The following is a 13,722-nucleotide window of genomic DNA, read 5'->3' as shown; positions in this document are numbered from 1 at the left end:
AAGATGCCCTGCATCCGCCGCAAACTGGCAAGAATTTCGCGCCCACTCTGACCGCGTGCCACTTTAAATGATGTTGCGTCGCATACTGTGGAATCCTGAATGGAACAAAACTTTATTCTTGGTGAACAGTTCTGAACGACTGATCGCGGCCCCGACACAGCACAGCCAGCAAGAGATTCGCAGGCGCATCATGCGAGACCTGATGCACAGCACTCGCCACCCTCGCCCAGAGCCATATTGTATTTTCGATTGTTTTTTTAGATCGCGTAGGCCCTGACCTGATCAAAAGCGTCGAATATGAAACAGGTGATGTTGAGATATCTAAGGGCGTGCAGTCATGACGTTCGAGACAGCATTGCGTTTGAGCAAAATTCTAACGGCCTTGGTCTTTATAGAACAAAGCGCTGAATATCTAATGGGCTTTCGATTTGAGCGAATCCTACTATCAGGTGTCGCCAGTGCGTTGACCCTCTTAGGTCTTTTGGGTTTGGGTTGGATCGCACAGCACAGATTTCATGGCCCCTAAATGCTGACGGCAGTGATCGCATGAGTTTGCTGATTTTGACTTGCCTATCGCCGCCACCTGGGCCCCGACACCTGTATTACAAGAAACGGCATACGCTTATCTGGGCTTTCAACTGGTCATGTCGTATTTCATACTGGGCTGGATCGAACTCAAAAAACCCGATTGGCGAAGTGCTGTGCGCTATGGGATTGTATCGTTCGAGATCGTTGCCCCGCTGGGGCTTGCTTGGCTGCTGGTCAAATAACGCTACTTTAATATTAAGCGTTATCAAGGTCTTGAAAAAAGTTTTGATAAAAATTCAAAAAACCTGAAACTATTTGAACGCTCATTTCGTGGTTCCTTATGTCTTCCGAAACACTTCGGAATAAACTTACAAAGGAATACACCATGACTTTCGCAAAAACACTTCTTTCAGCTACAACTGCAATCGCTTTGACCGCTGGCGCTGCCTTTGCCGATCACCACGGTGAAAACCCAATGGTTGGTGGCGCAGAAATGTTCGCTGACAAAAACATCGTTGAAAATGCTGTGAACTCTGCCGATCACACAACGTAATCGCAGCACTTTTACTGGCAGCCAACCGCCACGTCATCATCGTTATACGTTCTCTTGCGCTGTATTGTGTCGCGACCAGTGTTTTTCATTTTATCCCATCAGATCCGTGGCAAATGTCAATTTTCGTGAAAAACTGGGCCATCGCAGGCGCACTTATGATGATTTCAGGGCAGGTTCATTCAAGGCCTCGTGGATCATCCGCTTAATACCAGCTTGGATCACCAAGAGCAGGGCTATCGCAATACTCTGATAGACAGCCAAAAATGGGGATGGGGTGAGGAGGCTTTGTACCTCCAAGATCAACAATCCAACTCATTGTCTATTCGGCACGAAAGCGTTGACGGCAGCACCGCCAACGCTCTTTTTTAGCAAACTGTGATCTTTATTCACCGTCTGCGTGTACACGTTCTTTGTGCCAAAACACAAAACGACGTTGAACCCATGACACAAAGGCGAATAGCATCAAGCCGACGACTGAAAGATACAAGATCAAAGAGAAAACGCGGGGCGTATTCAGCTGGCTCGCAGCGGTCCGGATCAACTCACCCAATCCTTTACCACCACCGAGAAACTCACCAGTGATCGCCCCAGCCATCACACCCACAGACGCGATTTTCAGTCCTGTAAACATCTGAGGCAAAGCCATCGGAAGTTTAAGCTTTAGCAAGGTTTGCAACCGCGATGCCCCCATAGTTTTGAACAAATAGCGACTGTTGGTATCGGCTGCATGTAGCCCTGCCGCTGTGCCCACAACGATGGGAAAGGTGGCAATAAAGGCCGCCAGTGCGACTTTACTATCAATATCAAATCCAAGCCATGCCACGAACAAAGGTGCAAAAGCCACCTTTGGCATCGTATCAATCGCAACAAGATAAGGCATAATCGCACGTTCACCGAAAGCCGTTTCCCCGACAATCACGCCCAGACCAACACCGATAAACAAAGCCAGCAAGAAGCCGTAGAACACTTCTTGCAGCGTGATCCAAAGGGCTGTCAGCATATAGCCCCCCGTAAAGATATTTTTGCCGACAAACACAAGATCAAGCAGAGTTTCCATCGGCGAAGGCAGAATGATCGGGCTCACAAAGCCAAACCGCGTCACAAAGTCCCAAAACGCGACAAACACAAGAAACACAAACAGCATTTGCGCCCAGCGCGGAACCATATCAAGCCAACCGCCACCTTCGCTCCAAACGGTATCGCCTTCATGCTCTCGCGCCGTATCAGCGGTATTTTCGAGTGTCATAGAAAGGCCTCCTTGTCCAAACTGCTGCGGATATGTTCGACCAGTGCGCCGAATTTCGGTGTGGTCATCATGTCCAAGGTGCGCGGACGCGGCAGATCGATTTCGACCACCTCTGCCACACGGCCTGGACGCGGCTTCATCACATAGACCACATCCGACAAGATCACCGCTTCAGGAATAGAATGGGTCACCAAGAATGCCGTCGCATCGCGCGACGTGCAAATTCGCTGCAACTCCATATTCATAAAATCGCGGCTGAGTTCATCCAACGCACTGAACGGTTCATCTAACAACAAAACAGCAGGCTCGGTGATCAACATCCGACAGATCGAGGCGCGCTGCGCCATGCCGCCAGACAATTCATTCGCGTAGGTTTCCTCGAATCCCTTCAAGCCGACCAATTCCATCAATTCGCGCGCCTGCACCTCTGCTGCCTTCGCAGCCTTTTTGCCATCGCGGATTTCAATCGGAAGAACGATGTTTTCCAACGTCGTGCGCCATGGAAACAGGGTCGCTTGTTGAAACATCATCCCGATGTCACGGCGGGGCCCCATCACGGGTTTGTCTTGCAACATAACTCGCCCTATGGAGGGCGAGATCATGCCTGACATGATTTTTAAAAGTGTAGATTTGCCGCAGCCACTAGACCCGATGACGGACGAGAAACTGCCTTTTCTAAGGGTCAAATTCACATCATCCAATGCGGTTACCGCATTACGGGCATAGGTTTTGCCAACATGACTGAGTTGATAAACTGGCTCTCGAGGAGCGTCGGTGGGGGATAGGGCTGCGGCAGCAGTCATTACTTAGCGCTCCCGTTCACTTTGAGGGTAAATTCGTTGGTGTACGCCGCTGTCAGATCGGGCAAAGGTTCAGCCAATTCGCCGCCTGCAATTTGTACTTGCTGCCATTCTTCCCACACTTCAGGTGGCTGGTAACCGTAACCATGGCTGAGATCGGTTGGAACGGATCTGTCCATAATCGCTTCCAGCAAAGAGTTCGCAAACTCGCGATCTTCGCTTTCTTGTGGATTGGCCATTGCCATATCGTTCAAAACCGCTTCACGATTGGCTTCGTCCAGCGCGAACATATGGCCACGGTAGACTGCACGGACAAATTTTTCGACCAGTTCAGGGTTGTCGCGAATGGTATCGCCCATCGTCACCAAACCATTGCCAAAGAAACGGGCAAATTCAGGAGGGGTGATATCGCGCACAGCAACACCACGGTGGTTCAAAACCGCCGCATCGGCAGCTGCTGCGGAATAGGCTGAAATCTCGCCTGATCTGAGACCAGCAGAGGCAGGGCCACCATCGCCAACAGTCAAGAATGAATAATCTGTGCCATCCACAAGACCAGAACCGGTCATCACGTTGCGCGCAAAACCGACTTCTGCGCCATCGGCGGATCCAGTGCCGATCACTGTGCCTTTCAACTCAGCGGGAGTTTGCACAGGGCTGGCATCCGGCACAACGAGACCAAAGTTATTCTTGGCCGCGTGGTTATAGATGAACACCGCATCCACACCGCGTCCGCGCGCCGCAAGCAGTGGTCCCGGACCAGGGCGTCCAAAATCAGCTTGGCCAGACGACAAAGCTTGCAGCACCGCGCCGGAGCCGTTGATTGCTTGCGCCGTGACTTCTAGGCCTTCATCTGCAAAGAACCCTTCGCCGATGGCTGTGTGAATGCTGAATGAATTGATCGCCGACGCACTTGGCGACACGAAAGTGATCTTTGTGAGTTCCTGCGCAGCGGCGGGGCTCGTCATGGCGACAGGCGTCATAGCCGCCGCACTCATCATCAAAGCGGTAAAAATACGTCTCGTAAGCATCATATATCCTCCAATTTGTTCTGCTTTTCATAACGCAAGGATCCCGCCTCCCGCGGGAAACCTCGCATCGTTTCGTATCAGGCGTTGCGCATCGTATTGCGCAACGCACCAATGCCTTCAACTTCACACACCACTACATCGCCATCTTTCAAGAAGTGCGGTGGCTCCATCGCGTAGCCAACGCCAGACGGCGTTCCTGTGGCCAAGATATCGCCAGCGTTCAGCGTTAGCCCTTCAGACAAGGATGCGATAAGTGTGGGAATATCAAAAATCATTTGTGCGGTATTGCCGTCTTGACGCGGTTCGCCATTCACGGTTGTACTCACACGCAGGTTGTGGGGATCGGCAATCGCATCGCTTGTGACGATAACAGGGCCCATCGGGCAAGAGTCATCAAAGGCCTTACCTTTGAAAAATTGCCCGCCGTGGCGGCGCTGCACGTCGCGCGCTGTAACGTCATTGATAACCGTATAGCCCCACACGTGCTCGAGCGCGTTCTCTTTGGAAATGTTGCGGCCTGACTTGCCAATGATGACCGCCAACTCGACCTCGTAATCGATACTGGTGGAAACCTGCGGAAAGATTGGAACATCTGCGTAGGGTCCGGTCACTGTGGTCGGGGGCTTGGTGAAAAACACCGGCACTTCAGTCGCGGAAATATCTGCTTTCAGTGCCCGCGCACCTTCGGCAATGTGTTCCGCATAGTTACGACCCACACAAAAAACGTTCTTCGCAGGCGTTGGCAACGGCGCACACAGCTGCGCGTCGTCGGCAGAGATCGTCACCTCAGGTGCCGCTGTGGCAACGATTTCGCGCAGCAATGCAAGCGAGGCGTCGCCGCCCTCGATGATTGCCTGTAACCCGCCCGCCAGCAGTGCCGGATCTGTAGAACCCGCTGCACGCGCTGCTACAGCAACAGGTAAGAAACGCCCGTCTGCCAACTCTACGACTGCAATGGGACCGGCTGTGGATAATATCGTGGTTAAGCGCATCGTATTTAATTTCCTTCGCAATGGGTGATCATAGGTAGAAGTAGACAGTTAACGACACCGTCGAAAATGGCATCAAAACTGACTAACCAATGATGAATTGGTTAAGAGTAAAAATATCCATTCCCACTTGATTGTTCGAAAACCTCTGTCATTGTTGGATATACGTTATCAGGTTTTCGTGCCTTGCATAGATTGCAGCTCAAAACCAATTATTAGATTGGTTTTACATGGAACAAGATCTAACCACAAACCTTGCTGAAAGTATCCGACACTATATCGGTTCACGAGGCTTTCAACACAATGAGCGCCTGCCTCCAGAACGAGAGCTTGCCTCACATTTTAAGGTCTCGCGCGGCGAGTTGCGTAAGGCCCTTACATCCTTGGAAATAGACGGACTCATCTGGCGACATGTCGGCCGAGGCACATTCGTCGGCGCGCGACCGGTGCTCAATCTTAACGATATCGCCTATCTTGGAGAATTGGCCAGCCCCACCCAAGTGATCGCCGCGCGATTGGCCATTGAGCCGGGACTTGCGCGGCTCGCGGCGTATTCCGGCACCCGAGCGGACTTCATTGCCATGCGGACCTGCAACGAGCGATGTCGCACCGCGCCCGACTGGCGTAGCTACGAGGCGCAGGATAATAACCTGCATGCGGTCATAGCCAAAGCCACGCAAAATAAGCTCCTTGTCTACCTATTTGAGACGCTGAATGTCGTAAGGCGTTCAACCGTTTGGGGGCAATCGCGCGAAACCACAGGCCCCGCCACCAATTATTGCAGCTTTGACGAACATGAAGCGGTCTGCGTCGCAATTGAAGCGCGCGATGCCGACCTTGCGGAAGCTTGTATGCGTGACCACCTGATTTCTGTACGCGATAGGGTTCTACCGACGCTTTCTCGCTAAGGCCCTTTTTACAAGCGTAATCACCTGTGTCTTAAAAACGATATTTTATCCATATGAGAGTAAAAGTCGGTGGTATCGTTGCGCAAAAATGGCGGACAGACTATCAGGGTCCAACGCCGCCCCTGACCAGACGCTAAGGAGAGAGTATGACCATTTCCGCTGTTGCCCCTGTCTCACCCGACAAAGCGCCTCGGATCACTTCTGCTACACAAATTGCCTATTCGGAAATCCGCCGAATGATTGTGACGGCAGAGATCCCTCCTGGTGAAAAACTAAAGATCAACAACCTGAAAGACCTGTTGCAAACAGGTGCATCGCCGGTGCGCGAAGCGCTGAGTCTTTTGACATCAGACCAATTGGTCGAACGAATCGATCAACGTGGCTTCCGGTCGGCCCCCGTCAGTCAGGCGCATTTCACAGAGATCTTGACGCTGCGCTGCGCATTAGAGGAAATGGCCCTGCGCCAGAGCATCGCCAATGCAACGGACACTTGGGAAGAAAACCTCGTGCTTGCACATCATCGGTTGACCCGCGCAAATCCGATCGACGGAGCCGAGTTTGAAGAGCTACACAAAACGTTCCACATGGCGCTTTTGACCAATTGTCACTCACCAATCCTGTTGCTCTATTGCAGTCAACTTTACGATCTCAACGTGCGCTATCGTTATATCGCGGGGCGCTCATTGTCCTACAAACGTCGTGATGTCAGCTCTGAGCATCAACAAATTCTGGCGGCAACCGTCGCCAGAGATACCGATCTCGCGTGTGAACGCCTGCTGGATCACTATCAGAAGACAGGTACATTTTTGCAAGATACAGGCCTGGTCCTGTCGCAATAATCGCAACCCCAAACAGTTGCCAAAGCGGCGTCTGATTGGGGTGCCAGATCGGTTTTTATCACACATATTCAAGGCCTTATACACGCCTATGCCCAATGCCATCGTCACGTCTTTCTAACACCGCTGCCGCAAGCCTAGCTATGTCGCCATCGTCGGGCGGCAAAAGGGTCTCACTATTTCAGGAGAACGTGATACCTACCTCTAAGAAATAGAGGGGTGCTCCTCGATTCCCTTCCCAATGTTATAGAATCAGCCGTGGTCAGTGTGACAGACCCAGATTTCGGTGAGACGGTGATGGCCGTTATCTTGTCTGTCTGAGGCGCCGAGTTGAACTCCGGAGGTTCCTCGACATCATCCTATCTTGGTGTTCGATTGGGCCGTGCAAGACAGCTATGTGCCGATGGCCTTTATCGATCAAAAATTCCTGTGCTTTTCGAGATGCCGCGAGGTTGTCATACCCAATGGTCGGATAGCGATAATCGGGTTTGAAGTACGAGGTCGCAACTGTTGGCATACGAGTCTGTGAAATCAACTGATCAAATTCTTGACTGTGTGTGATCCCTGAGACAATGAGGGCTTCAGCTCCGATGTTGATCAACCTTTGCGCCTCGATATTGGGATCGCCATCTGTTGTCGCAACAACAAGGGACAATCCATGCGCGCTGAGCGTGGATCCAAAGCGCCCAACGCTGGACTAGCCGCCCTGAACGGCGCGCGCGTTTTTAACGTGGCGGTTGATCAGCGAGATTTGCTGGTGGCGGGTAGGGATGGGCGCTGCGGGTTGCGGGGCCGTGGCCTGTTCCAATTGCGGGAAAAGGGCCAAGACTTCTTCGCGCGCGTCATCTGACAGGGCCGATAGTGCGACGGGGCCAACAAAGAGGCTTTCTGTTTGCGCATTGTCGGCGGTGATGACCGCATGATCATCGAACAGCAGGTGATAATAGGTGACAGGGGCTGATTGTGTGCAAACATCGATCCCGCTCAAGGCGGTCAGCCGGATGGCGGACACCAGTACATCGCGTGCACCAAACATGCGTTCGACAATGGCCGATGAAACAACCATCCGGTGCTGGCGCGACACGCGCATATCGCGGGCCGGAATACCCGCGCCAAGGGCATCACTGCGGATCAACACAGGGCGCAGTTTTTCATTTGCATCAAGGTCCTGAGGCCGCAAAGTTTTGCGCCCGATCCAGCGCAGGGGCTTTGGCCCGTCGGCTGTGTCGACGGGCATGCCAACCACAAGGTCTTCGACGGCGATGTTGCCGTGTGGCGTGGAAATCATGCTGCCTGTGGTCAGGCAGACCATCAGTACAATATTATCGACCAGCGCACCGTAGCCGTCTGTGTCATCGCCCAGTTCGGTGAAGGTGATCGTGTAGTCGCCCGCCGAAGGAAAGGTAACATCAAAGGTATAGGTTTCGAACGTTATGCTATCGGGGTAGACGGTGGTTGAGAAAATCACCGTACCTTCGCTGTCGGTGATTTCAACCAAAAAGCCATCAACGCCCACTTCAAAATTGCTGGAATTGCGCATGGCCGCATCAAGCGTGAGCTCCGTGGTCAGTGCATTATCGACCGTAAAGGTCTGCTCCATAACGGTTGTGGCGTTTTTGCTGCCGTTCATTTCGGCAACGCTGTTTTCGGTGTTGCCGTTACTTTGATACGTGTCTTCGTCGTTGTCCGTTTCAAGGTCCGTGCCCGACCAGCCGTAATCCGCATCACCGGGATCGGCGTCGAACGTTCCGTTTACTATGAGGTTGGTTGACATGATGTGCCCTATAGTGAAATTTTTAGCCGCATCGTCGCCTTGTGCGATGTATCTGTGGCCAAAGCGATTAAAGTAAGCCGCCAAGTCCCGCATAATGGGGCAAGTTATCTATTGATAGCATAAATTTTATGTCAAAGTCGAGCGGGGTTTGCGGGATTATTCCGCCCGCGCCCGTGCAAAGGCTGCGCGCATAAGCGGGTCTTCGCCGGCCAGCAAGGGGAGGATGTGATATCAAACGCCACATCCGGCGGGATACCGGGGCCCTAAAACAGATCACCATCCATGCTGCGATAGGTCTGGTTTGAGAAGCCAAAAACCCAGCCATTGTGCAATTTTACACCCATAATATCGGGAAACCCGCCAGAAGTGCGCTCGCCCATCAACGTTGTTTGATCCAGTTCGCGCAGCGCGAGGGCCAGGATTTCGGCGGCAGAGCCGGTGAGCACGATGAGGCACGTCAAGTGAGTGCGGCACTGTCAGCAATGACAAATAAGACCGACAAAACAGATGCACGAGGTATCGCGCAAATATTAGGCACAGGCTGGCTTAGCCCCGTTCATATGAAAAGTCGTGAGGCCCATGCACCTCACACAAAATCGATACCAGTCAGGTCGCCGTAAGGTGACCTGACTGGTGTTTTTTGGCCTTACTTGGCTTTTAGATCAGCGAGTGTCGCGAGGGCTTGGTTTGTCAGCGGCAGCTTAACCGGCTCATCAATCTCAGCGGAGACGTCTGCGCCCGAGTAGGTTTCCATCACCATGCGCGCATGTTCTGGATCCACCATGACGGGGCCGTCTAGCAACACAGCTTCGAGGAAGTGAAGGGTTTCCGGTCCCATTTGACCTGCAAATGCGTGGTCAACCTGTTCGCCTGGCATGGTCGACATTGGAAACTGTGTGCCGTCCTTGACTGTGTTGAGCCAGTTGTCGCGACTTGTATCGTCCAAGATCAAGGCGCCATCGGTGCCGGTAATTTCGATCCATGTGCCGCAATAGTTTGGATAGCTTGGAGGCAAGTTCCAACCGCCGCCAACAACCACCAAAGTGCCGTCATCCATCGTAATCGTTGACCACATGCAATCATAGGACCCGTTGAGATCCTTCATGTAGCCGTAGGCGCCTTGCGAGTAAACGCGGACCGGTTTTGCAGGTGCCAAAAGCCAGAACACAAAGTCCAAATCATGAGTTGATTCCATAGCTGCAGGCGAGAGTTTCACACGATTTGCAATCTTTTTGCCAAGGGTGCGCGACAGATGACGGCTCACCATGACGTTGACGACTTTGCCCAGCCGGCCTTCAGCAATAGACTTTTTGGCGTAAGCGATTTTTGGGTTGAAACGCTGTGAGTATCCAATCGTAAACTTGACACCGTTTGCCTTTGCCAGCGCGATCAACTCATCTGCTTCAGAGAGCTCAATTGCCAATGGTTTTTCAAGCAAAACGTTTTTTCCAGACGCCAAACAAGCTTTGGCAATCGGGTAATGCGTTTGCTCAGGCGTGGTGGAAATGTAGACAACTTCAATGTTAGGGTTGTCGATAATATCTTGATACTCAAGGGTCGCCGTTGCCGGTTTGGTTAACTCCGCGACTTCAGCTAAACGCTCGGGTTTAATTTCACAGATGTGCAATTTGTCGACCAGAGCCGACTTCGACAATGTTTCGGCGCGAATGCCTCCGCACCAACCTGTTCCGATAACCGCGACTTCTACTTGTCTCATTCTAAATTTATCTCCACGGGCCCACGCCAGAGCGGCGCAATTTTGGCACTATATCTAAGGTCTTTATGCTCATCACTTCATGCTTCGAAGCTATCGTCAAAATTTGCGGCGCACATATAAAATGCACGCCGCCAAAACGCAGGCTCAAAGCTTACTTTGTCAGGGCTTCAACAAGCTCGCTGTATGCAATAGCCTGATCTTCACGCATTTTCTGGTAGGTTGGACCGTCGAGCAAATCGATCGTTTCGTTCAAGCGTCCCATCATGCCACTGAAAGTCTTGTCTTCGACAAGCTTTTCAAACGCGCTGGTCAAAGTCGCAATAACATCATCCGGAGTGCCTGCAGGCGCCAAGAGAACACGGTGCATAAAGCCTACATCGCCCTCAACGCCGACTTCGGCAAACGTCGGAACATCGTCGAAAATCCGTTCTGTACCAGCCGTCGCCAAGACCCGCACCTCGCCCGCTTCAATTTGGCTGCTCAATGTAGACGGGAAGCCCATCGTAACATCTGCATCGCCAGAAAGAAGCGCTTGCAATGCTGGTCCGCCACCTTTGTAGGGCACGAGGTTCAGCGAAATATCGCGCGCTTTCATGATCTGAGCGGCAGGAACAAAGAGTGCGCCCCAGTTTCCAGAGTGCGACATCTGAATGCTGCCAGGCTCTTTGTCTGCTGCTGCGACGAGATCTTCAAAAGTTTCATATGGGCTGTCTGCACGCACCACGACACCAATTGGCGCATAGTTTACACGTGCGATTGGAACGAAATCTTCGAGCGGCTCATACGGCAAATTTTCGACGTATTGCTGAAGCATGTCGACGTAGTTGTGTGTGAACAGCAACGTATAGCCGTCGGCTTCTGCGTTCGCTACTTCTTGCGTGCCTTTTTGCCCGCCTGCCCCAGGCGTCAAGCGCACGATCATCGCCTGCTCGAGGTAAGTTGGGATGATAGAGGTAATCACACGTGAGTTCAAATCGTGTGACCCACCTGCCCCAAATGGGATAACCATTGTGATTGGTTTTTCAGGATAGTCCGCCAAGGCAGCTGTTGGCAGCATCATGGCTGCAAGACCTGCAGACAGAGCTAGTTTCTTCAACGTTAGCTTAAACATTTAGTTCCTCCAATGTGCACCATTTTCCAAGCGAGTTTGGGTAGGTGATGCGTCCCACTCCCTGTTGTTTTTTATTTTGGTTTGGTCACGGTTTGCATCCGTTTCCAAAGAAACAAACCGATGACTGGCGTTGCAAGCAATACGCATAGTGCCGGTAGGCGTTCTTCAAACATAAAGGCCATAGTTGAGCCGTTGCCCATGGCAACCATTTGGCCGAAGGCGTACTCCATAGGTGGCCCAAGGATGAAGCCCATAACCATAGGCATCACATCAAATTTCCCTGCTCTGGCAATCAAGCCAAAGATACCGAACGCTACAAGCATCAAGAGATCAAAGTTGTCAGAGCGGAACACGAAAGTCCCAGCAAAGGCGAACATGATAACGATTGGGATTAAGATTGATGTTTTAATCTGAACCAGACGCGAGAAGAACGGGATCGACAGGTAGCCAATGCCGAGAAATAAAATGTTCGCAAAAACCATAGCAATCAAGATCGCAAAGACCGTCGCACCTTGTTCTTCAAACAATTGTGGTCCTGGACGCAGGCCCTGTGCAACGAAAGCACCTAGCAAAATGGCTGTCACGTTATCGCCAGGGATGCCAAGCGTTAACAATGGCACCATGGTAGGGCCGTTCACCGCGTTGTTCGCCGCTTCAGCTGCAGCGATGCCTTCAAGTTCGCCTTCGCCAAAAGTCTCTGGGTGATCAGATGCGTTCTTCGCTGCAGCGTAACCCATCATTGCCGCAACCACTTGGCCAAGACCTGGGATTGTCCCAATGCCCGCGCCAATCGCTGTGGACCGACAAATCGTCTTGAAGCTGGCACGGAATTCTTTGAACGACAGTCGCTCACCAACGAGGCTCGACAGCTGGCGCACCCCTTCAGAGCGCATCACGACACCTGCCACTTCAGGGATAGCGAAGACACCAATCAACATAGGCAATAATGGAATGCCAGACTTCAAATCGAAGATACCAAAGGTAAACCGTTCAACTCCGCCCAATGGATCCGTTCCTATAAAGGAAAGCCAAAGTCCTAGGGCCATCATCAACAAACTTTTAACTGGGTTCTCACCCGATGTCGCTGCGATGATAACCAAGCTCAACAAAAGCACGACAAAGAGTTCAGGTGGTCCGAATTGCATCACAAGAAAGGCGATTGGAAAGATCATAAGAAGCGTAAAAATATCACTCGAGGTGTCGCCAAACACCGACGAGAATAACGCCATATCAAGAGCTTTTCGCGACTTGCCTTGCTGGGTCAGCTTATAACCATCCCGTGACGTTGCAACCGCAGCACCTGTGCCAGGCATAGACACCAAAATAGCAGGAATAGATCCGCCAAAAATGCCACCTTTATAAACCCCAAGCAGGAAGGGGATGCCAACGATTGGCTCCAAAAAGAACGAAATCGGCAGCAAAATCGCCATCGCCATCAACGTCGTAAACCCGGGCAGTGCGCCGACGAGCATGCCGCCAAAAAGGCCCGCCGCCATGAAGGCAAAAGTATCTAGGCGCATCGCCATACCAAAGCCGGTTATGAATTCCTCAAGCATGTATCTGCCTCTTATATTGTTGGGTCAATTCGACGCTTGGATTACAAGCCAAGGACTTGCGCGTAGAAAAGCTCAATCGAATTTAGTTCCGGCAATGACACCGCCAAAAGGCGCGTTGCCGCTAAATAAAGAAGTGCGGGTCCGGTGAAGGACAGCGCTACAATCTGTAAGATCGAGCGGTTTCCAACAAGCCACGACATCAGCGCAAGACTTAAAGCAGAGGATATCCAAAATCCAATAGGCTCCATAAGCAGCCCATAAAATGTCATCAAACCAAAGAACATCGCACCACGCTTCATCGAGCCAAAATTCATTGGCTCCTTATCCGCGGGTTCAGGATTTTTCATACGCCACGCAAAAAAAGCGGCACTCAAAATGGCCAAACAGCTTAGGGCGATGATCGGAAACAAGCTTGGTGAAATGGCAGTCAAGGAACGGCCAAACAATAGTTTGGGCGCAGCCACCAACTGACCAATGAAGACAACCGACAAACCTGCGCTGGCGAAAAACGCCAGCACAATTCTTTGCTCGATCGACAGTTTATTAATATTCAACGGTGAAACCCTCCCTAAGCTCACTGTTCATCTTAGTTTTCGAATACCCGTTGCACACGAAAACCAAAGATAGACCTTGCGAATGCCTCCCCGCATTCGCGCCCTCTTTTTCAAGGTGT

The 13,722-nt window shown here is 51.7% G+C and carries 14 protein-coding genes and 3 pseudogenes; 6 read left to right on the top strand and 11 right to left on the bottom strand.

Translation table 11 applies throughout. From position 1 onward, the window contains the following. The first annotated feature begins 337 nt into the window (after window positions 1-337). The 3 genes and pseudogenes from WNY38_RS08270 to WNY38_RS08260 all read left to right on the top strand — a co-directional run. A complete protein-coding gene (locus tag WNY38_RS08270; protein ID WP_342856864.1) occupies window positions 338-526 on the top strand; it encodes a hypothetical protein in 189 nt (62 codons plus the stop codon). 118 nt (window positions 527-644) lie between these two features. Further along, window positions 645-770, top strand: coding sequence for a hypothetical protein (locus tag WNY38_RS08265; protein ID WP_342856863.1), 126 nt, complete (start codon window positions 645-647; stop codon window positions 768-770). 143 nt (window positions 771-913) lie between these two features. Beyond that, window positions 914-1,078: pseudogene (locus tag WNY38_RS08260) on the top strand (fasciclin domain-containing protein); the annotation flags it as partial. A gap of 385 nt (window positions 1,079-1,463) precedes the next feature. On the opposite strand, the gene WNY38_RS08255 reads toward WNY38_RS08260, so the two are convergent. The 4 genes from WNY38_RS08255 to WNY38_RS08240 form a co-directional block, all read right to left on the bottom strand. Next, window positions 1,464-2,327, bottom strand: coding sequence for an ABC transporter permease (locus WNY38_RS08255; RefSeq protein ID WP_342856862.1), 864 nt, complete (start codon window positions 2,325-2,327; stop codon window positions 1,464-1,466). After that, window positions 2,324-3,130, bottom strand: a complete 807-nt coding sequence (locus tag WNY38_RS08250; protein WP_342856861.1) for an ABC transporter ATP-binding protein — start codon at window positions 3,128-3,130, stop codon at window positions 2,324-2,326. The genes WNY38_RS08255 and WNY38_RS08250 overlap by 4 nt, the downstream gene beginning before the upstream one ends. Next, complete coding sequence (locus WNY38_RS08245) at window positions 3,130-4,161, bottom strand: ABC transporter substrate-binding protein (RefSeq protein ID WP_342856860.1); 1,032 nt, start codon at window positions 4,159-4,161, stop codon at window positions 3,130-3,132. Before WNY38_RS08245 ends, WNY38_RS08250 begins: the two co-directional genes overlap by 1 nt. A 74-nt stretch (window positions 4,162-4,235) precedes the next feature. After that, on the bottom strand, window positions 4,236-5,150 hold the full coding sequence (locus WNY38_RS08240) for a fumarylacetoacetate hydrolase family protein (protein WP_342856859.1): 915 nt from the start codon (window positions 5,148-5,150) through the stop codon (window positions 4,236-4,238). Between the two features lie 227 nt (window positions 5,151-5,377). Here WNY38_RS08240 and WNY38_RS08235 point away from each other — a divergent pair, with 227 nt between their 5' ends. Both WNY38_RS08235 and WNY38_RS08230 read left to right on the top strand, forming a co-directional pair. After that, a complete protein-coding gene (locus WNY38_RS08235) occupies window positions 5,378-6,055 on the top strand; it encodes an FCD domain-containing protein (protein ID WP_342856858.1) in 678 nt (225 codons plus the stop codon). A 146-nt stretch (window positions 6,056-6,201) separates the two neighbouring features. Further along, window positions 6,202-6,894 carry a GntR family transcriptional regulator gene (locus WNY38_RS08230; protein ID WP_342856857.1) on the top strand — a complete coding sequence of 231 codons (693 nt, stop codon included), beginning with the start codon at window positions 6,202-6,204 and terminating at the stop codon, window positions 6,892-6,894. A 301-nt stretch (window positions 6,895-7,195) separates the two neighbouring features. On the opposite strand, the pseudogene WNY38_RS08225 reads toward WNY38_RS08230, so the two are convergent. The 3 genes and pseudogenes from WNY38_RS08225 to WNY38_RS08215 form a co-directional block, all read right to left on the bottom strand. After that, window positions 7,196-7,552: pseudogene (locus tag WNY38_RS08225) on the bottom strand (hypothetical protein); the annotation flags it as partial. A gap of 36 nt (window positions 7,553-7,588) precedes the next feature. Further along, window positions 7,589-8,665: a Hint domain-containing protein gene (locus tag WNY38_RS08220; protein WP_342856856.1), complete on the bottom strand. Its 1,077-nt coding sequence runs from the start codon at window positions 8,663-8,665 to the stop codon at window positions 7,589-7,591. Between the two features lie 263 nt (window positions 8,666-8,928). Beyond that, window positions 8,929-9,111, bottom strand: a complete 183-nt coding sequence (locus WNY38_RS08215) for a S41 family peptidase (RefSeq protein ID WP_342856855.1) — start codon at window positions 9,109-9,111, stop codon at window positions 8,929-8,931. 3 nt (window positions 9,112-9,114) lie between these two features. Between WNY38_RS08215 and WNY38_RS08210 the strand changes: the two are divergent. Further along, window positions 9,115-9,234 (top strand): annotated as a pseudogene (locus WNY38_RS08210) (IS110 family transposase); the annotation flags it as partial. A gap of 77 nt (window positions 9,235-9,311) precedes the next feature. Here the strand turns inward: WNY38_RS08210 and WNY38_RS08205 are convergent. From WNY38_RS08205 to WNY38_RS08190, 4 genes are all read right to left on the bottom strand, one after another. Beyond that, window positions 9,312-10,382 carry a Gfo/Idh/MocA family oxidoreductase gene (locus tag WNY38_RS08205; RefSeq protein WP_342856854.1) on the bottom strand — a complete coding sequence of 357 codons (1,071 nt, stop codon included), beginning with the start codon at window positions 10,380-10,382 and terminating at the stop codon, window positions 9,312-9,314. A 151-nt stretch (window positions 10,383-10,533) separates the two neighbouring features. Further along, entirely contained in the window at window positions 10,534-11,493 is a 960-nt protein-coding gene (locus WNY38_RS08200; protein WP_342856853.1) for a tripartite tricarboxylate transporter substrate binding protein, read from the bottom strand. Between the two features lie 71 nt (window positions 11,494-11,564). Then, window positions 11,565-13,049, bottom strand: coding sequence for a tripartite tricarboxylate transporter permease (locus WNY38_RS08195; RefSeq protein WP_342856852.1), 1,485 nt, complete (start codon window positions 13,047-13,049; stop codon window positions 11,565-11,567). A gap of 41 nt (window positions 13,050-13,090) precedes the next feature. Beyond that, window positions 13,091-13,603 carry a tripartite tricarboxylate transporter TctB family protein gene (locus tag WNY38_RS08190; RefSeq protein WP_342856851.1) on the bottom strand — a complete coding sequence of 171 codons (513 nt, stop codon included), beginning with the start codon at window positions 13,601-13,603 and terminating at the stop codon, window positions 13,091-13,093. Window positions 13,604-13,722 lie beyond the last annotated feature (119 nt).

Source organism: Pacificibacter sp. AS14 (assembly GCF_038899935.1).
Taxonomy (GTDB): domain Bacteria; phylum Pseudomonadota; class Alphaproteobacteria; order Rhodobacterales; family Rhodobacteraceae; genus Celeribacter.
The sequence above is the reverse complement of the archived record's forward strand: the minus strand, read 5'-3'. Positions and strand labels throughout refer to the sequence as shown.

Bases quoted from the DNA above. Each gene is read 5' to 3' on its own strand.
- WNY38_RS08220 (WP_342856856.1), bottom strand. From the start codon at position 8,665: ATGTCAACCAACCTCATAGTAAACGGAACGTTCGACGCCGATCCCGGT.
- WNY38_RS08235 (WP_342856858.1), top strand. From the start codon at position 5,378: ATGGAACAAGATCTAACCACAAACCTTGCTGAAAGTATCCGACACTAT.
- WNY38_RS08205 (WP_342856854.1), bottom strand. From the start codon at position 10,382: ATGAGACAAGTAGAAGTCGCGGTTATCGGAACAGGTTGGTGCGGAGGC.
- WNY38_RS08200 (WP_342856853.1), bottom strand. From the start codon at position 11,493: ATGTTTAAGCTAACGTTGAAGAAACTAGCTCTGTCTGCAGGTCTTGCA.
- WNY38_RS08195 (WP_342856852.1), bottom strand. From the start codon at position 13,049: ATGCTTGAGGAATTCATAACCGGCTTTGGTATGGCGATGCGCCTAGAT.
- WNY38_RS08240 (WP_342856859.1), bottom strand. From the start codon at position 5,150: ATGCGCTTAACCACGATATTATCCACAGCCGGTCCCATTGCAGTCGTA.
- WNY38_RS08255 (WP_342856862.1), bottom strand. From the start codon at position 2,327: ATGACACTCGAAAATACCGCTGATACGGCGCGAGAGCATGAAGGCGAT.
- WNY38_RS08250 (WP_342856861.1), bottom strand. From the start codon at position 3,130: ATGACTGCTGCCGCAGCCCTATCCCCCACCGACGCTCCTCGAGAGCCA.
- WNY38_RS08265 (WP_342856863.1), top strand. From the start codon at position 645: ATGTCGTATTTCATACTGGGCTGGATCGAACTCAAAAAACCCGATTGG.
- WNY38_RS08270 (WP_342856864.1), top strand. From the start codon at position 338: ATGACGTTCGAGACAGCATTGCGTTTGAGCAAAATTCTAACGGCCTTG.
- WNY38_RS08230 (WP_342856857.1), top strand. From the start codon at position 6,202: ATGACCATTTCCGCTGTTGCCCCTGTCTCACCCGACAAAGCGCCTCGG.
- WNY38_RS08245 (WP_342856860.1), bottom strand. From the start codon at position 4,161: ATGATGCTTACGAGACGTATTTTTACCGCTTTGATGATGAGTGCGGCG.